General features: G+C 40.3%; 25 protein-coding genes and 1 tRNA gene. 16 read left to right on the top strand and 10 right to left on the bottom strand.

Annotated features, from left to right (window positions below; translation table 11 throughout):
- Positions 1-10: 10 nt before the first annotated feature.
- The 7 genes from DES35_RS08410 to DES35_RS08380 form a co-directional block, all read right to left on the bottom strand.
- Positions 11-3,511, bottom strand: coding sequence for a T9SS type B sorting domain-containing protein (locus DES35_RS08410; protein WP_114366334.1), 3,501 nt, complete (start codon positions 3,509-3,511; stop codon positions 11-13).
- Positions 3,512-3,612: 101 nt separating this feature from the next.
- On the bottom strand, positions 3,613-4,497 hold the full coding sequence (locus DES35_RS08405; RefSeq protein ID WP_244906340.1) for an NAD(P)H-dependent flavin oxidoreductase: 885 nt from the start codon (positions 4,495-4,497) through the stop codon (positions 3,613-3,615).
- Between the two features lie 77 nt (positions 4,498-4,574).
- Positions 4,575-6,149 (bottom strand): S8/S53 family peptidase, encoded by a 1,575-nt coding sequence (locus DES35_RS08400; protein ID WP_051889313.1) that lies wholly within the window; start codon positions 6,147-6,149, stop codon positions 4,575-4,577.
- 2 nt (positions 6,150-6,151) lie between these two features.
- Complete coding sequence (gene mnmA, locus DES35_RS08395) at positions 6,152-7,339, bottom strand: tRNA 2-thiouridine(34) synthase MnmA (RefSeq protein ID WP_037358766.1); 1,188 nt, start codon at positions 7,337-7,339, stop codon at positions 6,152-6,154.
- Between the two features lie 20 nt (positions 7,340-7,359).
- Entirely contained in the window at positions 7,360-8,058 is a 699-nt protein-coding gene (locus DES35_RS08390; RefSeq protein WP_037358769.1) for a toxin-antitoxin system YwqK family antitoxin, read from the bottom strand.
- A complete protein-coding gene (nadE, locus tag DES35_RS08385; RefSeq protein ID WP_037358901.1) occupies positions 8,055-8,849 on the bottom strand; it encodes an NAD(+) synthase in 795 nt (264 codons plus the stop codon). Before nadE ends, DES35_RS08390 begins: the two co-directional genes overlap by 4 nt.
- Positions 8,850-8,854: 5 nt before the next feature.
- Positions 8,855-9,517 (bottom strand): outer membrane beta-barrel protein, encoded by a 663-nt coding sequence (locus DES35_RS08380; RefSeq protein WP_114366333.1) that lies wholly within the window; start codon positions 9,515-9,517, stop codon positions 8,855-8,857.
- Positions 9,518-9,558: 41 nt separating this feature from the next.
- Here DES35_RS08380 and gldB point away from each other — a divergent pair, with 41 nt between their 5' ends.
- The 4 genes from gldB (at position 9,559) to DES35_RS08360 (ending at position 12,575) form a co-directional block, all read left to right on the top strand.
- Entirely contained in the window at positions 9,559-10,536 is a 978-nt protein-coding gene (gene gldB / locus DES35_RS08375) for a gliding motility lipoprotein GldB (protein WP_114366332.1), read from the top strand.
- Between the two features lie 3 nt (positions 10,537-10,539).
- Positions 10,540-10,872 (top strand): gliding motility protein GldC, encoded by a 333-nt coding sequence (locus tag DES35_RS08370; RefSeq protein ID WP_037358776.1) that lies wholly within the window; start codon positions 10,540-10,542, stop codon positions 10,870-10,872.
- On the top strand, positions 10,869-11,672 hold the full coding sequence (locus tag DES35_RS08365) for an inositol monophosphatase family protein (protein WP_114366331.1): 804 nt from the start codon (positions 10,869-10,871) through the stop codon (positions 11,670-11,672). The genes DES35_RS08370 and DES35_RS08365 overlap by 4 nt, the downstream gene beginning before the upstream one ends.
- Positions 11,673-11,978: 306 nt before the next feature.
- The gene (locus DES35_RS08360) at positions 11,979-12,575 is read left to right on the top strand and encodes a hypothetical protein (protein WP_114366330.1); all 597 of its coding nucleotides are present in this window, start codon (positions 11,979-11,981) and stop codon (positions 12,573-12,575) included.
- On the opposite strand, the gene DES35_RS08355 is transcribed toward DES35_RS08360, so the two are convergent.
- Positions 12,572-13,447, bottom strand: coding sequence for a class I SAM-dependent methyltransferase (locus tag DES35_RS08355; protein ID WP_037358801.1), 876 nt, complete (start codon positions 13,445-13,447; stop codon positions 12,572-12,574). The genes DES35_RS08360 and DES35_RS08355 overlap by 4 nt on opposite strands.
- A 67-nt stretch (positions 13,448-13,514) precedes the next feature.
- Between DES35_RS08355 and DES35_RS08350 the strand changes: the two genes are divergently transcribed.
- The 8 genes from DES35_RS08350 to DES35_RS08315 are packed head-to-tail and all read left to right on the top strand — an operon-like array spanning position 13,515 to position 21,663.
- Entirely contained in the window at positions 13,515-14,306 is a 792-nt protein-coding gene (locus DES35_RS08350) for a ParA family protein (RefSeq protein WP_037358802.1), read from the top strand.
- 29 nt (positions 14,307-14,335) lie between these two features.
- Positions 14,336-15,238: a ParB/RepB/Spo0J family partition protein gene (locus DES35_RS08345; protein WP_037358803.1), complete on the top strand. Its 903-nt coding sequence runs from the start codon at positions 14,336-14,338 to the stop codon at positions 15,236-15,238.
- Positions 15,189-15,833: a DUF5683 domain-containing protein gene (locus DES35_RS08340; protein WP_125039442.1), complete on the top strand. Its 645-nt coding sequence runs from the start codon at positions 15,189-15,191 to the stop codon at positions 15,831-15,833. The genes DES35_RS08345 and DES35_RS08340 overlap by 50 nt, the downstream gene beginning before the upstream one ends.
- Entirely contained in the window at positions 15,830-16,540 is a 711-nt protein-coding gene (gene dapB, locus DES35_RS08335; protein ID WP_037358809.1) for a 4-hydroxy-tetrahydrodipicolinate reductase, read from the top strand. Before DES35_RS08340 ends, dapB begins: the two co-directional genes overlap by 4 nt.
- Positions 16,541-16,550: 10 nt before the next feature.
- Positions 16,551-18,197 (top strand): signal peptidase I, encoded by a 1,647-nt coding sequence (gene lepB / locus DES35_RS11680; protein WP_037358907.1) that lies wholly within the window; start codon positions 16,551-16,553, stop codon positions 18,195-18,197.
- The gene (locus DES35_RS08325) at positions 18,178-18,783 is read left to right on the top strand and encodes a WbqC family protein (RefSeq protein WP_037358812.1); all 606 of its coding nucleotides are present in this window, start codon (positions 18,178-18,180) and stop codon (positions 18,781-18,783) included. The genes lepB and DES35_RS08325 overlap by 20 nt, the downstream gene beginning before the upstream one ends.
- A 31-nt stretch (positions 18,784-18,814) precedes the next feature.
- Positions 18,815-19,972, top strand: coding sequence for a hypothetical protein (locus tag DES35_RS08320; protein ID WP_125039441.1), 1,158 nt, complete (start codon positions 18,815-18,817; stop codon positions 19,970-19,972).
- A 53-nt stretch (positions 19,973-20,025) separates the two neighbouring features.
- Positions 20,026-21,663, top strand: a complete 1,638-nt coding sequence (locus tag DES35_RS08315) for an acyl-CoA carboxylase subunit beta (protein ID WP_114366328.1) — start codon at positions 20,026-20,028, stop codon at positions 21,661-21,663.
- 243 nt (positions 21,664-21,906) lie between these two features.
- Here the strand turns inward: DES35_RS08315 and DES35_RS08310 are convergent.
- Together DES35_RS08310 and DES35_RS08305 are read right to left on the bottom strand one after the other, a co-directional pair.
- Positions 21,907-21,981: transfer RNA gene (locus DES35_RS08310), tRNA-Val, on the bottom strand.
- A 143-nt stretch (positions 21,982-22,124) separates the two neighbouring features.
- Positions 22,125-22,685: a YqgE/AlgH family protein gene (locus DES35_RS08305; protein ID WP_037358818.1), complete on the bottom strand. Its 561-nt coding sequence runs from the start codon at positions 22,683-22,685 to the stop codon at positions 22,125-22,127.
- Between the two features lie 103 nt (positions 22,686-22,788).
- Between DES35_RS08305 and pdxH the strand changes: the two genes are divergently transcribed.
- The 4 genes from pdxH (at position 22,789) to DES35_RS08280 (ending at position 25,112) form a co-directional block, all read left to right on the top strand.
- Positions 22,789-23,436 (top strand): pyridoxamine 5'-phosphate oxidase, encoded by a 648-nt coding sequence (gene pdxH / locus DES35_RS08300; RefSeq protein WP_037358820.1) that lies wholly within the window; start codon positions 22,789-22,791, stop codon positions 23,434-23,436.
- Between the two features lie 266 nt (positions 23,437-23,702).
- On the top strand, positions 23,703-24,272 hold the full coding sequence (locus tag DES35_RS08290) for an RNA polymerase sigma factor (protein ID WP_051889316.1): 570 nt from the start codon (positions 23,703-23,705) through the stop codon (positions 24,270-24,272).
- Positions 24,273-24,285: 13 nt separating this feature from the next.
- Positions 24,286-24,666, top strand: a complete 381-nt coding sequence (locus DES35_RS08285; protein WP_037358824.1) for a hypothetical protein — start codon at positions 24,286-24,288, stop codon at positions 24,664-24,666.
- The gene (locus tag DES35_RS08280) at positions 24,648-25,112 is read left to right on the top strand and encodes a hypothetical protein (RefSeq protein WP_125039440.1); all 465 of its coding nucleotides are present in this window, start codon (positions 24,648-24,650) and stop codon (positions 25,110-25,112) included. The genes DES35_RS08285 and DES35_RS08280 overlap by 19 nt, the downstream gene beginning before the upstream one ends.
- The last annotated feature ends 84 nt before the right edge of the window (positions 25,113-25,196 follow it).

Raw genomic sequence — 25,196 nt, 5'->3', positions numbered from 1 at the left:
TGTTAGAATTTTATCTTATCAGCGTAAAAGAACCTCTCTCTTCCTGGTCAAGGTCACCTGGAGTGGCATATCGGATTATGTAGGTATAGACTCCTGGAGGAGCTTCCTGTCCGCGATATGTCCCATCCCAGGCCTGAGCCGGATCATCGGTTTCAAACATAAGCTGTCCCCAACGATTGAATATCTGCATGCTGAACCTTGTAAAATCCAGGTATCTAGCCTGTACACCAAAGACTCTGTTTTCAAGTATGGGAGATCCTGGCCGTATTGCATTGGGTACAAACATCTTGACCTTCTGGTGTACGCATACTTCATTAGATGTGCTAACAAACGGTCCGAAGCCCGGTGGCAAAGGCAATGTATTTGTACCTTCGAGAGCAAGGATTTTATAGCAAAAAATGTTTTCTCTGCCATCAAAATAAGATATGTCATCGATATAAGAAGTGTCTGTACCCGTAATATTGGCTGGCAGTAACTGCCATCCGCCAAATTCACCCACTTTTCTGAGTATTTGATATTGAAGCACACCTCCATCGAACTGAGTATAGGGATTCCAGTTTACCACATTCTGGTCACTTCTCAAGGGTCTGGCTTTGGCTACTATGTTTCTGGCATGGTTGGAAACCGCACCTATGGTATCACAGTTATTAATCCCTACTACCCGATAGAAATAACTTTGATTGAGGTCAACCTTCGTGTCGGTAAAGGTATGCCGGAAGGGAGGATTTTGCCCGTGTGGCCATCTTACAATCTCATAGTAAGGTCCGGTGGCTGAATGTCCTCTTTGAAGGATGTACTCTGAAATATCAGCCGTACCATCGTAAAAAAATTCAAGGTGTATTGCATCATTTTTCACCTCTGTATACGGAATATACATCAGCGAAGATGGGATGAGTACACCGGGATTCATGCAGGTGATTTGGGATACAGACCTAAGTCCGTTAGAATGTATGGCCTCGACTCTATAGCAATAGTCTGCACCCTCTTCAAAAGATGTTTGTACAAAAAAAGTATCAAGCGCAGACCCACTGTACATTAATTGATTTGGCAAAAATCCCAGTATTGGCGAATTGATATCTGCATACACTTCGTATCCAATAAGGTCTGCTCCCCAGCCCTCGTATCTGTTCCAATACAAGGTGTTAGTGCCTTCGCATACCCTTAGGATATAGTTCAGCAATAATGTATTGTGCCAGATTACTGGAATATCATCCGAAAAATTGCCACAGGAATCTGCTGAAATGACCTTAAAATATTCTATCTGATTTCCGGCATTTGAACCTTGCCAGATGTGAGGTAATGGATCATTAATCAAAATGGTATCTACTATTGACCAGGTGTTGGTGAACGGATCACCATTCAGAAGATAATAGACAACGACGTCGCCGGAAGAGCTCGGCAAAAAGTCAATTTGAGCTTTGTCATTTACAACGGTAACATAAATAATGGACATGGTATCGGTGTTGGAGATATCCGAGAAATATCCCAATTCTATATTGGATGTAAAGATGCAAGTGCTTCCAGAGTCAGGTTCAGTCCTTATCTGAAAGGCCACTGTATCACCGCAAGCATTGACAGTATCTGTGTAATTCAATAAAGTAGTGGAGTCTAATTTCACCCAATTTCCGGAGCCATGTGGTATTTCTGCCCAAATTTTAAATGATTTACCGGATGGGTTATTTACTTTTACATCATTCCAATTAAGTAAGGCGTACTGTCCGCTAGTAGGTGGATTTACAGCCAGATTGAGTTCTATGGCCTGTAAGGTATCAGATACTGATACATAATTACAACCCATGTTGGTCCCAATGTAAAAGCTCCATCCGCTCGCCGGAGTTAAGGGTTGAGTTGTATAGGTATTTGTGGACCAGCCATACAAAGTGTCCAATGGAACATATGGTCCGGCTGGGGAAGGACTTCCGTATATAATGTAATAATTGAAATTATATCCTGTATCCTGAGGTGGAGTCCAGTTTAATTCGTATTGACCATTGGCATTAATCCGATTGACGCAGTGAAAACGTGCTGAATCTGCTGTGGAAGCATTTATGATTACCTTAACTGTAGCTATGGATATGGCAGGTGACGGACAATAATTATCAGACATTCTAAGAGTAAAGACATATTCATTTAAGCCGGTTATACCGCAAAGAGAATTGCTACTCAAATGGTTGCAGTCTGTTCTCCAGAAAAATTTTATGGCATTGTTTACTGGATTCGTATAAGTAGCCTGACCTGGGCCTGGATGCATCACAGCACAAGGCGGAAAGTCACAGTTGTTTGTATCGGTGAGATTCGCCCCAACCTGACCACCGGCCGCAAAAAAAGTTATTTGTTGAGGCATTGCCGGAATCATTGTAGGAGGCAAAGGATTTAAATCCACATCCTGCGCCAATAGATTAAATTGAATTGTGTCTTTGGCCGTTGCAAATACGGTGAGATTATTTCCAACTAAGGTGTAATTTAGGTTGCCTGAAGGCGAAATTGTAAGAGATGGTGCGCTGTTAGGCGGGTTGTTTGGTATTTTTTGACAGTTCACAATGGAAATCTGCACATCCCTGTAAATACGTGCTATGGGCACTCCTCCGCAAAAGGAGGTTACTTCAATGACCAGGAGATAGTTGCCTTCATTGATGTTTCCTATTTGATTTATTGTAATATTTCCAGTGGAGGGGTCAATTGTAGTAGGACCGTTTGGAGCATTAGTAGGAAATGGTTGTGTAGCGCTGAATCCTGTGGCCCAGGTCATTGGATTGCCGTTATTGCCTAATCCATTGGCCAGTGCATACTGTACGGGATCCAAATCTTTATCAAAGGACAGTGGGCTGTAAATCTGCGGAGCTCCCGCACAAATAACTACTACAGGTGGCTCAAGAAATTGAGGTGAATTGTCGTAGCAGGTTGTTGCATTCATAAAACCTGTTCCTGCCAGATTTGGCTTGGGAAGCATCACACTTCTAAACCAAGCGTTTTGCCCTGAAGCGCCTACGATGTTTATTGAGTTATTTCTGCAGCAAACATTCCAGCTTACCATCCATCCTTGTGCGGGCGGTGTGCCACTCAGCATAATGGGTTGTGACTCATATACAAACTCAGCAACAGCTCCATAAGATTGTCCGTTCCAATTACATGGGGTGAACTGTGGCGGGCATTGTGGGTTTTGACCGTTGAAAGGAGGTTGGTTGTTTGGTGTGCATCTCCACTCCCATGTGGGATTCCAGCATTTGGGTGAAATGTCCTGACGGCTAATCCTAGTTACTGTAATATTGGTAGCAGCTCCCACTGTGGGATAGTTCTGAAGTTGTAGCTGCTGTGTTAGCGCTGTTTCAAATTGGTTTACTACTGTACTTCCGCACTCTCCGTAAATTTTAAAAGTAAAAATCCATCCTCCGTTTGGCGCACACCTCCAGGTAATTTCACCTCCTCTAATGTGACTGGCCTCCACTGAACCTATTAAAAAAATGGTCCAGAGAGTTATAAGCAATTTATATTTACCAAATAGCTCATTCATCCCAATATAATTTGATACAAATTAAAACAGTAGATAATCATATAACAAAAATAGGGAGTGAAGTAACGGACAATTTCCAAAAATCCGCATTTTTTAAAAAATTAAGCCCTACTAATCTGCTCTCTTAGAGATTGAAATTCTTCTACTATTTGATTGAGAATTTTACCTGCAGGCAAGACCGAATCAATTATAGCAGAGATCTGGCCTATTTCGAGCTCTCCTTCGTCGAGATCACCTTCAAACATTCCTTTTTTTGCCCTGGCTCTTCCAAGGATTTGCCTGAGCTCTTCTACGGATGCTCCGCGCTCATAAGCTGCTTTTATTTGTTGATAAAATTTGTTCTTTATTAGCCTGACGGGAGCCAACTCTTTTAATGTCAGGATGGTATCTCCTTCTTTGGCCTCTACAATTGCTTGTTTAAAAGCCTGATGTGCCGAACTTTCTTCGGAAGCTGCAAAACGCGAGCCTACTTGAACCCCTTCAGCACCCAGTGCCATGGCAGCCATCATCGATGCCCCGGAACCTATACCACCTGCAGCAATCAGTGGAATATCAACTTCTTTACGAACTGCGGGGATGAGCACCATAGTGGTGGTTTCTTCCCTGCCGTTGTGACCTCCGGCTTCAAAACCCTCAGCCACTACAGCATCCACTCCTGCTGCTTGAGCTTTCAAAGCAAATTTTACACTACTGACAACATGTACTACTTTGAGACCTTCATCTTTTAACCTTGAAGTGTAAGTGGCAGGGTTTCCAGCAGAAGTAAACACAATGGGCACTTTCTCTTCAATGATAATGTCGATGATCGTGTCCAAATCGGGATATAGCATAGGCACATTTACGGCAAAAGGCCGCCGGGAATGCGCTTTAAACTTAAGGATGTGTTCTCGTAAAACATCAGGGTACATGCTTCCGGCACCTATGATACCCAACCCTCCAGCATCGCTTACAGCTCGGGCGAGCTTCCATCCACTTACCCATATCATTCCGGCCTGAATGACCGGATATTCAATGCCAAATAATTTGCAAACCCTGTTTTTCTGAAAATTGAATCTGTCTTCTATCAATGTTTGATGAATTTACGGGTAAAGGTAGTTTCTCCAGATTTGAATTGAATGAAATATAAACCCGCTGGAAGATGACGAATGTCTATGCCATTGACTGAATTGTAATGCTCTGAGTATAAAATATTCCTTCCATAGCCATCAAAAACTGTAATCTCTCTAACTTGTTTGTTAGTAGATAAAAAGATAGCATCATTTGCAGGAACAGGATACACCGAAACAGCGATATCATCTTCGACAAATTCCTGACTTGAAAGCAACAATGATGCAGCCAGCTGGAAATTAGGTATTCCATAACCCAATAAAGTATCAGGATTTGAAGCCTGATTCCCGCTCTGTAAAATAGCATTTCTGATTTCAAAAAAATTTTTATTAGGAAACGCCTGCCAAAGACAAGCGGCCAATCCACTGATAAGGGGAGCTGAAAAGGATGTCCCGTTTGCTGTGGTAGCGTTTCCGCTGCTGTTAATAGTAATCACCTGAAATGCCTGTGCTGCAATATCCGGTTTTATCCTTCCATCTGCTGTGGGCCCCATGCTGCTAAAATTAACCCGTTGGCCAGCGCTGTTGACTCCACCAACGGCGAGGATAGAGTCTGCATCGGCAGGAAATAATATCTTTCCCCATGATTTGTTTCCTTCATTCCCAGCAGAATTTACTACCAATATCCCTTTGCGAGCTGCAAATAGTGCTGCCTGTGTGACAATGGCAGTCTGGCCGTCTAGTTGTGAGAGTGTATAGTTGTCCGACGGATCGTCAAATGTGTTGTATCCCAATGAGGAATTGATGATATCAACACCCATTGAATCGCTCAATTCAGCTCCAGCAAGCCAATTGTATTCCTCTTGTCTGGTTTCAGTAGGTTCATATTCGGTTTGAAGGAGTATGTAATCTGCTTTCGGGGCTGTACCGACCATTTGTCCAGGTACAAGAGAGGCTAAAACACCAAGGACCGAAGTACCATGAGACCCTGGAAAGAAAATATTGGTCGTATTATTATTGAAATTAAAAGTGAGCTTTACTCTTCCCTGTTGCCATAAAGAATCAAACACAGTAGCTGTATTAGCATTGAAATAACCGCCATCAAACACGGCAATCAGCATCCCTTGCCCCAAAAAACCCTGGTTGTGCAAATACTCCCCATGAAGCATCTCGATTTGCGGACGTGATAGTCCATGATTTACTACCTGTGTTCGGGTCAGTTGTGAACGGCTCGGCCGATAATGCACAATCTGTTGCACAAATGGCAGTTGCTGAATCTCATCTACTATTTCAAAAGGAGCTTCTACAAATAAAGCGTTGAGCCACTTGCTTTTTTGAAGCAATCTACCACGACCTTTTAGTACATCGCTCACTTTTCGTTGATAAACTTTACATACCGGCAGATCGCTTTCATCTAAAGGAATCCCGTATACTTCTTTCCTCAGAATGGCCCGCTTGGAAAGAAACAACTCTGGCTGATTCATCAGCTCATAACTGGAGCCTTTGTCCGTTAAATAAATGATAAAGTGATCCTCCTGCCCATAGACATTGAGGAGTAAAAACACATAAAAAAGTACAAATAGAATTCTCATATTTAATCTATTACACCACTACCGATCAGGTAATCGTCCTCATACCACACTGCAAACTGACCGGGCGTGATAGCCTTCTGAGGTGTATCAAAAAGCAAATAACTATAATTTTCAAAAACAAACAAAGCAGCAGGCTCAAGGTTCTGACGGTAACGGATTCGGCACATGTACTTTCGGCTCTCGCCAGCGGCCAATCGCTCTTCAGGTACAATCCAATTGATGGAGGAAGCAGACATCTTCAATGCCTGCCGATATAGGCCAGGGTGATTTTCACCTTCACCTACATACAAAATATTTTCCCGCGCATCTATTCCGATGACAAAAGGAGGCTGCTTCATCCCTCCAAGTCCGAGCCCCTTACGCTGGCCTATGGTATAGTAATGAGCTCCGTTATGCTCTCCTATCACACTTCCCATTTCAGGATGTAGCTTGCATGGGCTGGATAACCTGTCCAAAACTTCTTCATTTATCTCAGCAGATGGATCGATTATTTCAGTGGTTACTGCTTCAGGTGGAATTGAGATAATCCGACCTTTTTTTGGTTTGAGCTGTTGCTGAAGAAACTCCGGCAGACTGACTTTTCCGATAAAACAAAGTCCTTGTGAGTCCTTTTTTCTTGCGGTGATAAGCTGATATTGTTCTGCTATCTTTCTTACATCCGTTTTTTTTAGGTGACCTATCGGAAATAGGGCATGTGCCAACTGGGATTGTCGAACCTGACATAGAAAATAGCTCTGATCTTTGGCTGGATCTGCGCCCTTGAGCAGACGAGAGATCTGACCATAATCCGTTTGCTGAACCTCTTTTCTGCAATAGTGGCCAGTAGCCACATAATCTGCGCCTATTTTGAGAGCTTCTTCTAAAAATAGATCAAACTTTATTTCTCTGTTGCAGAGCACATCGGGGTTAGGGGTACGTCCGACCTGATACTCGGAAAACATGTAATCTACTATTCTTTTCCTGTAGGATTCACTATAATCCACAACTCTAAAAGGTATACCCAATGCATCAGCTACCATCAGAGCATCTTGGCTATCGTCGACCCACGGGCATTCGTTGTTTAGTGTCACAGACTCGTCATTCCAATTGCGCATAAACATCCCGATAACCTCGTATCCTTGCTGCTTGAGCAGCAGAGCAGCCACACTGCTGTCAACTCCTCCTGATAAGCCTACAACGACCCGGGTCATTTGCAAAAGTTTAATTAAATTTAATTTAATTTAGTTGTTTTAATGAGAAATCCCTCCTGATAAGTTTCTTTACGCTCTGGCCTGCCTTCATCGTCATAAAAAAACCAATCTCCATTTCTTACGCCATTGCGAAAATTTCCTTTAGCTCTGATCTTGCCCAAAGTGGAGTAATAGATGGCTTCACCATGCAGTTTGCCAGCCACGTATATAGCAGTAAGGCTGCGACTTCCGTCTTCAAAAAACTGTTCCCATCGACCTGATAACACCCCTTTTTCATATTCTTTTCGCTCAGCGATTTTCCCATTGGGAAAATATGTCAAGACAGGCCCGTGAAGCTTACCACCGGAGTACGATTCTGTGGATATTTTGTGGCCTGTTTCGCTGTAATATGTCCAGATACTGTCTTTTAGACGTTTGTTGTAGATGCCTTCGGCCAGAAGTCTTCCGGACGCATCGTATTGCTTCGAATAGCAGATGCCTGATTTACCTCTGTAGGTGTTTTCGGATTTTAATTGGCCATTCTCGTAATAATATCTGAAAACGCCTACCTCTATATCGTCTTCAAATTTTCCTTCAAATTTGAGTTGTTTGTTTGGATAGTATTTTTTCCAGATTCCTGTTTTACGACCTCTGGAATCGAAGTATATTTCGTCTTGTTGAGAATACACAGGCCATACTGTATTCCAAATAAACAGTGCTGCCAAAAAGAGTTTTTTCATGCTTGTCTGATGGACTCCGGTATAGTGCAAACGGGAATTGGCATCATTTTATGCTTATTTCGGAGATGATGCATTTGGAATATTTCCATTACCCTGCGTTCGTCGCCTGAGAAATCTTGCGGCTTTTTCCCGGCTTCCCATTGTTTCATAGCCCATTCCAATTGGTCGTAAGATGCACCGAGCTGCTCTTCATCTGTTCTATGGTCGTACCATAAACCATCAGTTGGAGAAGCTGTGATGATGTCATTGTTTATTCCCAAATGCTTTGCTAACTGATACACTTCAGATTTCATCAAATCCGCAATCGGGCTAAGGTCCACACCTCCATCGCCGTATTTGGTGTAAAAACCTACACCAAAATCTTCTACTTTATTACCTGTCCCAGCTACCAAAAGTCCATTAACCTGTGCATAATAGTACAATGTTACCATTCGGAGCCGGGAGCGTGTATTGGCTAACGATAAGTGAACCAAGGGATCCGAATCATCCGCCCGGTACGTCTTACAGATTGAATCAAAAATCTCAGTAAGATCCACAATTTTTGATTTGATGTTTGGAAATCTGGCCATCAGCCAGTTCATATGCTCGATAGCTCTTTGATATTGAGCCTTTTCCTGGTGAATGGGCATTGTAATCACCAGTACCTCTAATCCGGTTTTAGCACAGAGTGTTGATACTGTGGCAGAGTCAACACCTCCTGAAATACCGACCACAAATCCACGGGCTGAGGCTGACTCCGAATAGCTTTTTAGCCAATTGGTAATGAATTCAGCAACCTTACCTGCATTCATCATTTTTAAAATAATAGTCCCACACGCAACGTCAGAAAAGAAAATCTCGGTTGCTCATCTTTTAATTCAGGTACAGCAGTTTCCTTAATATTGTTTAGCAAGCTGCGATTGAAAAGCATTTCAAGAAAAAAATCAGTGTTAGGAGCCAATTCATAGTTTGTCCCGACTCCAAACATAAAATTAAACAACAACGCATTGTTGATGTTTCTGTTAAAATGTTCGTAATTAGGCTCATACTCCACTTGTTGGCGCCTTCTGAATCCAAGATTTAAGCCAAAAGTCACAAAAGGATTGTAGTAGCCCACCTGCCCCCAAAACATTCTGTAAGCTATTGGAAATGAAAAATAATCAAATCGGTTTTTGACTCTTACATTGATCAATGGATTTCCAACCATTAAACTATCATAAGTCGGAAAAGTAATATGGTGGTTCAAGGTCGCAATATCCAAGCCTACTGAAAAGGCATTTTTCGGATTTAAAAACCTGTTGAATACAAAACCAAAACCCCAGCCAACCCGACCAGGACCCCTGAGCAACTCATTTTCCAAAGGAACCCAGGTTACATTTGTAGAACCATAAACTCCCAGGCGATAGTCTTGAGCCCTGACCGAACAACTGAAAATCAATACAATGAAAAGAATAACGTTCCTGATTTTGGAAGAATACATACTCTATTGATTTTTGCACTGCAAATGTACCGAAAAAAAATATGACAAAAGCTATCCGACCAAGTGTGTTCTATTTCATAAGTATTGTATGGATTGCTTTGGGATGTAAAAATCCAGAAAAAAGTGATAAAAAAGTTGAATTAATACTTGCTCGATTTGAACAAGACCTATATGAAATTCAGCCAGAATTTATTTTTGATAGTTTACCCGATCTCAAAAAAAAATACCACCCCTTCTTCCAAAATACTAATGATGAATTTTGGAAAAATTTGCTGGTAGACTCACTTCAATTAAAATTATATCAATCGGTGAAAGACACCTTTAAAGATATAACAAATGAATTAAAAATATTACAGCAAATATTCGAAAATTACAACATCTTATTTGATACGAGTATACAGAAGATTTATATTTACACTTATGTATCTGGATTGGACTTTGATTACCCAGTCATTTTCAGCGATTCGCTATTATTTATTGGCTTGGATGTATACTTGGGTGAAGACCATCCAGTCTATGCTTATCAGCCCAGATATCTTGCACGAGAACGTAACAGAAAGTACATTCCTGTCGATGCAGCTGGCGCAATAGCAGATTATCTGCAACAAAACACACCCTCCGGATCTGAAAGCTTGATCAATCACATGATAAGAGATGGCATTAGATTGTATATCATGAAATCATTACTTCCCAATGAAAAAGAACACAATTTATTTAAGTATACTGAAGAGCAAATCAAGTTTTGTATTGATAATGAAAAAAATTTATGGCTTTACTTTATTAACAACAGATTGCTTTTTGATACCAACGTAATGACAAAAAAGCGTTTTATTGACCCAGCTCCATTTACCAGATTAGGTACAGACTTTGACCATCAGATTCCAGGTCGAATAGGTCAATGGATAGGCTATAGAATTGTATCCCAATACATGAAAAACAATAAAAATATAACACTAAAAGAATTAGCCAAAAGAACGGATTATCAAAATATTTTTAATCAATCCAGATACAAACCATAACCTATGAAAAAACAGGCAAAAATCACAATTGATGTATGGCTCGATGAAAATCAGATTCCTGAGAAAATCGAATGGAATGCACCTGACGGAGGTGTCTATCATGCTGATGCCAAGGCAGCCTTTTTGACAATATGGGACGAAGCAAATCAGGAAACCTTACGCCTTGACCTCTGGACTAAAGAAATGAGCATCGATTCGATGAAAAAATTTATTCATCAAAATATTGCTACCACTGCCAATTTGCTTAGAAAAGCCACGGACGATGAAGAATCAGCCAATGTGATTGAAGAATTTGCAGTGAGACTGTTGAAAATCCTTAAGCTTTCTGATAAATGAGCCAGATGTACAAAATACTTACAAACCAGGTGTGTGAAGTATCTAGGAATGTAGCCAGTTTTATGCAGGGAGAACAGAAAAAGCTGGTTGAAAAGAAAGTTGAAATCAAAGAGCTAAACTCACTTGTCAGTTATGTGGACAGAGCTGCTGAACAAATGATCGTTGACCAACTGAGCAAACTGCTTCCTCATGCAGGTTTTATCACTGAAGAAAATACGGTCGCACAGCAGAGACAAAATGAATTCGTTTGGATCGTTGATCCTTTGGACGGAACTACAAATTACATTCACCAATTGCCATTTTATTCCATAAGCATAGCTCTAATGCATGGGGAAAAATTGGTATTAGGTGTGATTTATGACTGTGGGTTAAACGATTTGTATTCAGCCTATGATGGAGGTGGAGCTGTGATGAATGGCCAGCCGATTTACGTCAGACGTGAGCCCGGCCTTCACAAATCACTTTTGGCCACAGGTTTTCCTTACCGCGATTACGGTCGCCTTGAATCGTTTATGAAGCTACTCCATAGGACGTTTCACCACACCAGAGGTGTTAGAAGACTGGGCTCAGCTGCCTTGGACCTGGCCAATACAGCTGCCGGCAGATTTGATCTCTTTTTCGAATATGGTTTAAATGCCTGGGATGTGGCCGCTGGAATAGTTCTGGTACATGAAGCTGGCGGAAGAGTAACCGACTTTTCAGGCGGAAGTCAATTTCTTTTCGGAGGTGAAATTGTGGCCGGGCAACCTTTTGTGTTTGACGAATTTTTAAAATGGATTGAGAAAAGTGGATTAAAGTAATCCCAACTAAAGACTGTAATGTTTCCTCACTTCACTCTTGAAAACGAGCACCGCTTACATTGTATTATTGTACAGTCTCTGTACCTTTCGTAAAGTAAATCTACCTACTCACAAATTTTTTATGCTGCAAAACAAATTTTAATACTTTGTGTTATTTTTGCAATGCAATCAAAAACTATGAAAACTGCTACTCTCCGTCTCTTATCCCAGTTTCATGGGCTGGGAATAGCTCCATCATCAAATGAAATATTTGAAAATTACAACTTTAATGTTGATCTTTAATCGTTTAATGCTTTTCTCGCCCAAATGGTCGAAGATGGTCTTCTCATAGCTGAAAATAACAAATTTTCTTTACCGGGTTTTGCTCATCTGATCGATGAAACTTGGAACAGAGATCTGGAAATTCAATATTTTATCAATCACTTCCGAGCAGTCACTCAGATAGTCAAATGTATTCCATTTATTAAAGGTATTGGAATCGCAAGAAATTCATTCTTAAAAGGTTCTAATGAAGTTTTCCTCAATTTTATCGTAGAACCAGGAACCGTTCACACAACATACTATATTGTTGATAAGATTTTAAGTGTATTCAATCGGCTATCGATTTTTGATGTAAAAGTTCAATTCATTTTCCCAAAAAACGAACATGTTAATTTAAGAACAGTCGAAGGCTTTTTTGCTCAAATAGCCCACACAGTTTATGGCATTTATCGATTTAACAACAATACTCAAAAAAAATGTATATTTTCTCGATTAATAAATCTGTTTTTTGAAAATTTATGTAAAGAAAAAGCGTTATCAAAGTACTATAATCCAAGGTTTACTAATCTATTTTGCAACATAGAAAATTACATCGAAAAAATTCGCTCAATCCAGAAAAACCAATCTATACTATACGCTTAATTATCAAAAACAATCAATACAGCATTGTTTGTTTTTGTTTCAAGACAATTTCCCAAATGACTTACAACTATTATTAGGGGAGAGAACAAAATAATACCAGCCAGCCCAATTATTTTTTCCAAAAGATTTGTGCTTTTGATCACAGGTATGTAGAAAAACCGAAAAACCTCCTGAGCGATTGAAGAATATTTAAAAATATATCTGTAAACTTTTAACCGCTTGAATCCTGTATTTTTTAGCACCTCCACAAGGTCTTTCAAATGGTATTTTCTGAGTAGATTTACCTCTTTCTCATAGTGTTCATATTTTTCAACCATATTATCCAACATCTTAAAATATCGCACATAATGTACAGGTTGATACAGCATAAAATTTCCTTTATCTGTTAATTTTTCTTTTAAAAATTTTAAAAATTCAGCATCATTCTCCACATATTGCAATACACCGACCATATATATGATATCAAACGTCTGACTCCCTTTCATATTAAACTCATTGTGAGTTAAAATCACAATATTCTTCAAATTAAAATACGAACTAAAATTTCGTAAAAAAATTGCGTTATCTTCCCTTATGTCAAATCCAAAAAATTTGACCTTTGGAAAGAGTACAGCAAATGGAATCAGATGAATCCCCTCTCCAAATCCAACTTCCAAAACCGCTAACGGAGATTTATTCTTTATCACTTTATAAAGATGGTAAGCAAAAAAAATGTTTCTGGGATAATATAAATAACAAAAAACAAAATAAGGTATCATCAACCAGGGTACTCGCAGCAGTATATCGGGATAGTGATGAGAGGGGACAACTAAATTATATCTTATTGTTTTTGAAGTAATTAAAAAACGTCCGAACCATTTTAAAAAATCCATTTAACGTAAAATTTAAGTCCAACGCTCACCCTTTTTCCATACATTTGCAAACGCAAAAGTATCAGAAATGGGAAAGGTAGTGGCCATAGCAAATCAAAAAGGTGGTGTTGGGAAGACAACCACTGCTGTGAACCTATCAGCAAGCCTCGGTGTGCTGGAGCAGAGGGTACTGCTGATCGATGCCGATCCTCAGGCCAATGCTACATCGGGTTTGGGAATAGATCCGCAATCGGTCACATTGGGCACCTATCAACTGATCGAACATCAGATAGAACCTAAAGACGTATTAATAAAAACCAACACCCCAAACGTATGGCTGATACCTTCTCAAATTGACCTTGTAGCTGCCGAAATTGAGCTTGTCGATAAGGAACGTCGGGAGTACATGCTCAAATCAGCAATAACAGATATCAAAAATGATTTTGATTACATTATTATAGATTGTGCTCCATCTTTAGGTCTGATAACCATCAATGCGCTTACAGCAGCTGACAGCGTAATCGTTCCTATCCAATGCGAGTATTTTGCCCTCGAAGGGCTTGGAAAGCTCCTCAATACGATAAGAAGCGTGCAGTCCCTTCACAATCCGGATCTCGACATTGAAGGTTTGCTGCTCACCATGTACGATTCGCGTCTCAGACTGAGCAATCAGGTAGTCGACGAAGTGAGAACACACTTTCAAAACATGGTATTTGACACCATCATCTCTAGAAATGTCAAGCTATCAGAAGCTCCATCATTCGGTGAAAGTATCGTAGTGTACGACGCCACTAGTCAGGGAGCTGCTAACTACCTGAATCTGGCTCGTGAATTCTTGAAAAACAATACCGCTGCAGCTGAAAATTCCAATACCCTTTAAATTTATTTGAAGAAACTTTACTGACGAAAATGGCAGAACAAAAAAAACAAGTACTTGGAAGAGGACTATCAGCCCTACTTAAAGACCCGGCAACTGATATTAAATCTGCAGCTGATAAAAATGCAGAACAAATTATAGGAGCTGTTGCAGAAATAGATATAGATGCCATTAGCGCAAATCCCTATCAGCCAAGAACAAATTTTGCTAAAGAAGCACTCGATGAGCTTGCCCAATCCATAGCACAGCTGGGAGTAATACAGCCAATCACTGTCAGAAAAACAGGCTTTAACCAATACGAAATCATAAGTGGTGAGCGCCGTTGGAGAGCTGCCCAAAAGGCCGGCCTTAAAACAATTCCTGCTTATGTACGACTGGCCGACGACCAAAACATGCTCGAAATGGCGCTGGTGGAAAACATTCAGCGCGAAGACCTCGATCCGATAGAAATAGCCATTAGCTACCGTAGATTGATCGAAGAAATTAATCTCACACAGGAAAAACTAAGTGAACGCGTAGGTAAAAAGCGCTCTACAGTAACCAATTACATTCGACTGCTTAAACTTCCGGATCTCATCCAGGTAGGTCTTAGAGATAAACTCATCTCCATGGGGCATGCCAGAGCTTTGATCAATGTGGAAGATGAAGATGTTCAAATCGAAATTTATAAACGAATTATAGCTAAAGAGTTATCCGTCAGACAAGTAGAAGAGTTGGTCAAAAGATATAAAGATACCGGACAACTAGATCCGGAAAAAAAGTCTCCCACTCACCGGGAAAATGATGAAGAATTGGATGCTATAAAAGAAGTCTTGTCACGAACCTTGAGGACTAAAGTTGAAATCAGCAAAAAACAAGATGGTAAGGGTAGAATAATAATCAATTTTGAAAACAACAACGACCTGGAAAGAATTCTTGCCATTGTTCAGCAGTAGACTTTTACTTAAATACTTTCGTTTAACCGTTGTTGCATTATTACTTTTCTCCTTTAAGGCAGGGGCTCAAATAGATGCGCCTTTGCCTCCCTCAGACCAACCTGTCATTCAAAGACCGCATTCTATCCGGAAAGCTGTTCTGTACAGCGCTGTGCTTCCTGGCCTTGGACAGTTCTACAACAAAAAGTACTGGAAAATACCCATCGTATATGCTGCTTTGGGAGCTACCGGATATTTCGTGATGGAAAATCACAAACAATATCAATATTATTATCAAGGGCTTGAAAAACTGATTCTGACCGGGGAAGATATCTTTGAAGGCAGATTTACAGAAGATAACCTAATTTTTATTTCCAACACCTATCGCAGATGGCGCGATCTGTCAATTATCCTCTTTGTAGCAGCATATGGGCTTAATATTCTGGATGCATATGTGGACGCGCATTTTTTTCACTTTGATATTTCAGACGATTTGAGCATGAAGGTTCAACCAACGATTCAAAACCATTATCTTGGCATATATGCAGGGTTGCATTTCACCATTAATTTTGAAGCCTCATCCAAACGACAACTTCCTAAAAATTTTTCGTTTTGAAAATCTTACTGATCGGATACGGCAGAATGGGTAAAATGATTGAATCCATTACCCTGAATACAGATGACGAAGTAATCGGACGAGTTACAAAGACAGAAGACATTAGAAACTATGCTGGCCTTGCAGATGTGGCCATTGAGTTTACCCAACCTGATGCTGCTGTAGAGAATATCTTAGAATGTTTCAAAGCTGAGATTCCGATAGTTTGCGGCACCACTGGATGGTACCATCAGCTCGACCGCGTTAAACGCGAAGCAGAAAAACACCGCGGCACTTTGCTTTATTCGTCCAATTTCAGCATCGGTGTACAACTCTTCTTTCAAATCTGCAAGCATGCATCTGCTCTGATTTCCAGGTACAAAGATTACAAGCCATCCATCAGAGAGGTACATCATACCCGAAAACTGGACGCTCCAAGTGGTACCGCCATTACATTGGCTGAGTATGTATTACAACATTATCCTTCATTGAAGAAATATTCATCCAATAGTACAGATGATGAGACACTGATTATACAATCTGTACGCGAAGGCGACGTTCCGGGAATTCACCAACTGTACTTTACATCCCAGATTGATGAAATTCACATATCGCACCAGGCATTTTCTAGGGAAGGATTTGCCAGAGGAGCTTTGGCCGCTGCCGCTTGGATAAGAAACCGTACAGGTGTATTTACAATGGAAGAATTCCTGGACCTATCAAAATAAAAAATACCAAATGAATCAAGGAAATTTCATCCTGTTTTTAGCCCTTATACAAGTCTTTTCATTCTTTTACCTCTTCAAATTCTTTGAAGCAGCAGGGCGAAAAATCTGGGAAGCAGCCATTCCGGTCTACAAAACATACGTGCTGCTCAGAATCATTAAAAGACCTGTATGGCAGATTTTTCTGTTCTTTATCCCTGTCGTTGGCAACTTGATGGCTATTGTAGCAGCGTATGAACTACTGCATGTCTTTAATTTCAGAAAATGGAAGGATGTCCTGCTCACCGTTTTTACAGGCGGGCTGTACCTTATTTACCTTCAGTACACATCACCCCTTCACTATGTTGGAAGGGACAAAGCGTACATCAAGGCGCACGTAGGGGAAACGATTAACTCCCTGTTTTTCGCTGTAATTGTAGCCAGTGTATTACGGGCCTTTACCTTCGAGGCTTACGTGATCCCTACACCTTCTATGGAAAAGACACTTCTGGTGGGAGACTTTCTCTTTGTAAGTAAAATGCACTACGGTATCCGATTGCCGATCACTCCACTGTCACTCCCTTTGATGCACAGCAAAATTCCAGGTACAGACATCGACTGTTATACAGATATCGTCCAACTGCCATATCTACGTCTTCCAAAATTTCAGGAAATCAAGAGATTTGATAATGTTGTCTTCAATTGGCCAGTTGAAAGTGATTTACCCGTTGACAAGCGAATGAATTATATAAAACGATGCGTAGCAGTTCCGGGTGACACGCTGGAAATCATCGATAGAGAGGTGTACATCAATGGCAAAAATCCATCCAAACCTGACAGAATGCGCCTTCAATTTGAATATTATGTCCGCACAGATGGAACACCTTTCAACAGACGTCAGCTTCATGATAAGCTCGACATTTATTATTCAAAAGCCTTGAATCCTTCAGAAAACGACTTTACACAAGTAAGACAAATATCCCAAACCGAGTACCTCATACACATTCCGGAAGACAAGTTACCGATGTTCCAAAAGCTTCCCAATGTAGTGGAGATCATTCCGGTCATTGCCAAAAGAGATCCATTTGATTATCCCGACAATACGCCCATAGCCCTAAAAAATTATTTGGATCGATACCTGAAACCCAACTCTGAAACATTTCCTAACAGATATCACAGCGATATCATCAAATACATGAATACAAGAGATAATTACGGCCCCGTTTACATCCCTAAAAAAGGCACAACCGTTCATATCAGCACCGACAACATCGAATGGTACGAACGCATCATACAAACTTATGAAGGCAATTCGCTGACAATAGAAGATGATCAAATCCTTATCAATGGCAGGAAGGCTGATTCATATACTTTCAAACAAAACTACTACTGGATGATGGGAGACAACAGGCACAATTCACTTGACTCACGGTATTGGGGATTTGTGCCCGAGGACCATATAGTCGGCAAACCAGTATTTATCTGGATGAGTTATGACAAAACTGCTGAAAAAATCTCCTCTAAAATCAGGACATCCAGAGTATTTACCACCGTACATGGCGAGGGTAATCCCAGGTCATACTTCTGGCATTTTGTAATCCTTACAGCATTGCTCAACCTGGCATGGAAATATTATTCAGAAAAATTTCGAAAAAAAACGAATGCAAAAGGAAATTCTTGAATTTCCACCTTTTTTATTTCCAGCCACAGATTGGTTTACTCTCTGGCTGAATACAGACCAAAAGCTCATATTAAAAAATTACCCTTGGAATAAACAGTCATCATTCAATAGGTTTTACATCGATGGCCCCAATGGAGGTCAAAAGCTCACCATACCAGTTATACATCCGCATCAGGGAGCCAGCGTAGATCAAATTCAGATCTGTTATGATTCAGACTGGCAATCAATTCATCTTAAAACCCTAAATTCAGTTTACAACAATAGTCCATTCTATGAATTTTTGTCAAACAATCTAGAGGATTTGTATAGCAGTCGACCCGTTTACTTAATTGATTTTTGTCTTGCATCAATTGACCTCTGCCTGCTTTGGTTAAAAGAAAAAAAAGCCAATAGCTCCCTTTCAGAGGAAATAACTAATTCACATCCTGTTGATTTTGAGTTAAAAATGGGTACACTTAATCACATTCAATCAAAACCTTACAAACAAGTTTTTTCTTACAAAAATGGATTTTTGCCCAAACGCTCTGTCATTGACCTTATTTTCAACGAAGGACCTTTGGCAAAAAGCCATCTACTTGATTATTAATTCATTTGATACTTTTGTCAAAAAATAAAAAATGCACAAATACATATATCGTTTTAAATGCCTGTCGATATCGCTTATGTTCTCAATTCACTATCCGATACTGGGCCAAAGACCTGACTGCGACTTCGAAGTAACTTTACAGGTTGAAGCCCTTTCGGGAATGAGAATAAGGGAAAAACCTGATGTACAAGCCAAAATAGTAGGTTCAGCTCCTTATAAATCCCATGTACAGGCCTGCAAAGAAAAGTTTGGACAGACCACCGTAGAGGGTATCAATGGCTTCTGGAGATATGTAAGTTTTAAAAACTTTAAAGGATACATGTGGGATGGATATACAGTGCCCATTCTTGTACGGGAGTCTCTATCGGGATCCAATATTTCCGAAAATGAAACAAAAGCACTTAAGGCTTTGGAAGACTCAAAAATCGAAGCCGAAAACCAGCACGGACACCAAAAATCAGTCGTACAGACTGAACAAGGTAAAAAGCCAAACTTACAAACTTCTTCCGGGAAGTCATCCATCTTCCAAGATGTAAAATTTCTGACAGAAAGTTATCCTTATTGCGAAGATGTGACCAAGATAGACCGCACATACTATTATTATGGCATTTATCTGGAAGATGATTACTATCATATAAGACCCATTGACCTGAGCATCGAACTGAGAAAAGACAACCCCAGAGGCAAGATGTTTTTTGATATAAAACCTTCGAATGGAGATGGTACACTATTTATCATAGGATTGCCGGAAGTTTTCCGTGATTGGAAGAAAATAAAGAACAACGACTTCATCCTCACACAGATAAACCGAACCCTGACACCAGGCGTCCGGCTCGAGCTTTATCCCTACCAGCCCGGAGAATCCCTTGGTAATATCCGACTGATGACTTCAGGTACTGTCTCTACCTATGTCAATGACTGCCCTGTAGTCCAAAATTACCGGCTGCAAGTGGAGCTCAATGTGGATGTAAAAGAAATCTTTGACATCACAAACCAAATCCAATATTTCGGAAAGTGTGGCGTCCCCGATATTTATTGGTTTGGTGACCTCAATCAGGACGGTTACACCGATTTTATTCTTGTGAGTGAATATCCCGGCTTTTCGGTATTTACACTGTTTTTCTCACAACCCAATGAACGTGAAAAATTCAAAAAAGTGGCAGAGTGGCAGGTAGAAGATTGTGATTAAATGAGCCAGCGGCTGTACCTTCGGCCGCAGCAGCAAATGGCATCATCATAAAAATGACCTCTCAGGAACTCGAGCAAAACAAAAATGAAGATTCAATAAAACTCCTTCTCGGAGAGCTCAAGGCCAGACTTGAGAAAATATCTCTCGGTGGTGGAAAATCAAAAATCGAGAAACAACACAAACAAGGGAAATTAACGGCTAGAGAACGGATAGAACACCTGCTCGACCCGGGAAAACCACTTCTAGAAATCGGAGCCCTTGCAGGCTGGGAGATGTACAAAGAGCACGGCGGATGTCCAGCAGGCGGTGTTGTAATCGTGATAGGATACATCTGTGGCCGTATGTGCATTGTGGTGGCAAATGATGCCACTGTAAAAGCCGGAGCATGGTTTCCTATAACCGGTAAAAAAAACCTACGTGCTCAGGAAATCGCAATGGAAAATCGCATTCCGATTATTTATCTGGTCGATAGCGCTGGAGTTTATCTGCCGATGCAGGATGAAATTTTCCCGGACAAAGAAAATTTCGGCAGAATTTTTCGAAACAATGCTGTCATGTCGTCAAAAGGCATTACACAAATTGCCGCTATTATGGGTAGTTGTGTGGCCGGAGGAGCTTATCTACCGATCATGAGCGATGAAGCCCTTATTGTAGATAAAACAGGTTCCATATTCCTGGCAGGCTCCTATCTGGTAAAAGCTGCCATAGGCGAAGATGTGGACAATGAAACCCTAGGTGGAGCCACCACCCATTGCGAAATATCCGGTGTGACCGACTATAAAGAACCCGATGACCCCTCAGCCCTTGCGAAAATCAGAAATATTATCGATAAGCTAGGACACTTCCCAAAAGCCGGTTTTGATAGGGCTGAACCAAAAGATCCGGAGCGAAATCCAACAGATATTTACAAAATAATTCCCTACGACAGAAGCAAACCCTTTAAAACCAAAGAACTAATTGAATGCCTCATCGACAAGGGCAGTTGGATTGAGTACAAGGAAGGGTACGGCAAAACCCTCATTACCGGATATGCTCGCATCGATGGTTGGGCTGTGGGGATTGTGGCCAACAACCGCGAAATTGTAAAAAACAAAAAAGGAGAAATGCAATTCGGTGGCGTCATCTATTCAGATTCGGCTGATAAGGCTACCCGATTTATCGCAAATTGCAATCAAAAGAAAATTCCTCTGGTGTTTTTACAAGATGTGACAGGCTTTATGGTTGGGAGCCGCTCAGAGCACGGTGGTATCATCAAAGATGGAGCAAAAATGGTAAATGCCGTAGCCAATAGTGTAGTACCAAAGTTTACCATCATCATAGGCAATAGCTACGGAGCCGGTAACTATGCCATGTGTGGCAAAGCTTATGATCCGCGTCTTATAATAGCTTGGCCCACAGCACAGATAGCTGTAATGGGAGGACAACAGGCTGCAAGCGTTCTTCTGCAAATCGAAAAAGCAAACCGACAAGCCTCGGGCCAGGAATTATCACCAGACCAGGAGAAAGAGCTTCTCAACTCTATAAAAAGCCGGTACGAAAATCAAACCAGTCCATATTACGCTGCCGCCCGGCTTTGGGTTGATGCCATCATCGATCCGATCGATACGCGCAAATGGATCTCAATGGGTATAGAGATGGCTGACCACAACCCGGATGTTCCACGCTACAATCCCGGTGTTATTCAGGTATAAGAACTACTGCAAACGCTATAATCTACGTCCATAAACTCTTCCAAATTACCAAACTGATAATATCCATAAACCTACTAAGGATTGCAAACAATATCCGGCAAAAAATTACTTTAATGCAAACGCTCGTTTCATAGCTTGTATGCAACAAAGCGAGATGACAATAGGAGAATCCTACGAGTCAAAAAGTACTAGGCAAAAAAAAGACCTCAACGTTTTGTAAAAACTGAGGCCAACGAAAGGTAGTGGGTTCAACAGGATTCGAACCTGTGACCCCCTGCTTGTAAGGCAGGTGCTCTGAACCGGCTGAGCTATGAACCCCTGGATGTAAAGAACGGGTGCAAAGATAGAATCCCATTTAAAACTCCAAAATAAAAGCTTGGATTTTTCACTATTTCAAATACCTGAATTTCAAATATCCAAAAAAACTCAATTGGCACTTTAATGTTAGATTAACACATATTTCAATTCCACACCGGATTCGCAGGAGTGTTGATCCAATATAAATAGCGACCTCCAAGCTTGCGGAGTAAGGATGACCAACGTTCCTCTGGGGCATACTGCATCACTACGTCGAGCGCCTCTTTAACCACAACCCATGATTTGGCCCTCAGTTCGTTTTCCAATTGTCCCGGTGCCCATCCACTGTATCCTTTAAAAAACAGTACATCATCTTCGAGTATTTTGCCTTTGCGAATTTTATCAAAGAGCATCTCTGCATCACCACCCCAATAATATTGATCGTCAATTTTATAATTTGAATCTACCAGATCGCTGCGTTTGTGGATGAAAAACAAATGATCGGTTTCAACCGGTCCCCCTTCGTGTATGAAAAAATCAGAAGACTGTAAATCGTCAATAATATCGCATAACATCATATTACTGACCTTATTGATTACAAAGCCTACTGCACCAAGGTTGGAATATGCGGTTAAATAAATTACTGTCTTTTCAAAATTAGGATCTCCCAGCAACGGCTCCGATATAAGCAAACATCCTTGTACCGGCAAATCTAGCACTTCCATAAGAAAACAAGTTTTTCAATCCATGGTATAAAATTAATAATGAATGTCATTTTATATCGGCTACTTTTCAAAATATTTTTGTTACACTATTTTATTGTGATGTATGAAAAAAAATTTGTTTGATGTAAGGGAAAATTATGCACATGGTGAACTTATAGAAAATCAATTGCCAGACCATCCGGTAAAATTGTTCGACCTTTGGTTTAATGAATTCCAAAAATTCAATGCATATGATTTCAACGCAATGACACTTTCTACCTTGGGGCTGGATGGATACCCCAAAAGTCGACAAGTACTGCTGAAGGAATACTCTGCAGACGGTTTTGTTTTTTTTACAAATTATAACAGCGATAAAGGAAAAGAGATAGCTGCCAATCCAAGGGTAAGCTTGCTATTTTACTGGGCACAAACAGAGCGTCAAGTCAGAGTTCTTGGAGAGGCAGTGAAAATCTCCAGAGAAGAAAGCGAAACCTACTTCAGAACCAGACCTAAAGAAAGCCGTATTGGCGCTCACGTTTCACCACAAAGCAGCGTAATAGAATCAAGAGATTTTCTAATGGAAAGATTCAAAAAATTATCTGAAATGTACGCACAGAACGACGACATCCCATGCCCTGAATCCTGGGGAGGATACCGCGTAGTACCCATGCGATTTGAGTTTTGGCAAGGAAGACCCTCTCGGCTCCATGACCGAATCGTGTATGAAAAAGTTCAAACAGATCATTGGAAAATTTATAGACTTGCACCCTAGTACAACTCAAAGAAGCAAACAAAATGATAGGAGACAATATCACAACAGGTCACTGGATCTTCGCAGCCGTCTTTATGGTCTTGTTTGTTATTTATCTGGCCTGGAGCTATCAAAAAGATGCACCAGTACACAAAACCTTTTTTCCATCAGGCTCAATTTATTTTTTGTTAGGCATCCTTACACTTATATTTCTGATTTTCATCTTTGCGCGGGTTTTTTAATCAATCCTCCATTAAACTTCAGAGGTAAAGAACTGTCAAAACCGCGTGTCCGATACTGTAGAAAATAAAGTTCGCGATTATCTGAACGGAAAGAGCCAGCAATCTGTTGAGTCGATATACCGTTTGGTCTACGAAACGTATTCAGGTAGACTTTATTCTTTTATTGCAACCATCCTAAAGAACAAGGAAGATGCACACGATGTAGCACAAAATGTATGGGAAAAGATATTTCGCCATTTCCGCTCATTTAAGGGCGATTCATCACTGTATACGTGGATGTACAGAATAGCATATCACGAGTGTATCAACTGGAAAAAATCCAGAGATTATGAAATATTTGTTTCATACGATATCAGAAATGCTAGTCAGGAAGGCATCGTACCTTCTGAAATAAAGGCCGAAACTGCTTTAAAATGGCTTGATGAAGCAATCCAAACTTTACCACCACGGCAAAAAGCAGTTTTTACACTTAGATATTTTGAAGAATTATCGTATGAAAAAATCTCAGAAATCACAGGAATCACCGAAGGTGCGCTGAAAGCATCCTTTCATCACGCGATGGGAAAAGTGGAAAATTATTTGATCAAAAAATTAAACGAAAACAAATATCAATAGTCTAAACATTGAAATGAAGAGAGAAATACAGAAAGAGGTCGAAAATTTTAAAAATCTACATGACCTCCATGGCAGAGCAAAACATACGTATTTGAAATCGGCACATGACATACGGGATTTTGAATATGTCTATCTACGATTTAAAAAGAAGAAAATCACAGCATTGTATATAAAGCTAGGAGCTGCAGCTTCGGCAGCCGCCATCATCTTAGGTATAATTATCTGGAATAATAAAGAAAAAAACATTCTGGAAGATCACTATTACATGAAACAAACCGAGTGGATCGCATTAAGCGATGAAGCATTGCTTACCAGTGAGTATATAAATACTTTAAAATCAACAAACAACTATCAACATACAGAAAATGATTGGCTATGGAACGAATTAGAATAAGTGGAATAGCACTTTTGATTGTATTGAATTTAAACACCTTTGCTCAACCTGACAAAGCTTGGCTGCGGGCCAAAGAGCGTATAGAAAATATGCGGATTGGTATAATTTCCACACGATTAAACATGACAACTGCAGAAGCTGAAAAATTCTGGCCTATTTATAATGAATATCGCAGAAAACTCGATAAAATTCATCAGGAAAGAATTCAGTTGATAGAAGAAGGCCTCAACAATTCCGACAGCATAACATCCCTATCTGACAACGATGCAGAAAAACTAATGTCTGAGATTTTGAAACTCAATGAGGAAAATGCAAAAATTCAAATTGAATACTACAAAAAATTTTCAAGATTAATTGGCCCAAAACGAGCTATCGACCTTTATTTGAGTGAAATACATTTCAAAAGAAAACTCATGCGGGAAATGAGAGAGCTTAAAAGTGATTAAGCGACTTTTCACTCAGATTGCTTGGTATTGAATTCCATATTCATCAAAATTGTAATAAAGTTGATTGCTATCATGCAACCATCC

Origin of the sequence: Schleiferia thermophila (assembly GCF_003337435.1) — a bacterium.
In the GTDB taxonomy this organism is placed as follows: Bacteria; Bacteroidota; Bacteroidia; order Flavobacteriales; family Schleiferiaceae; genus Schleiferia; species Schleiferia thermophila.
Note: the sequence above shows the minus strand (reverse complement) of the source record. Positions and strands in the feature narration are given on the sequence as shown.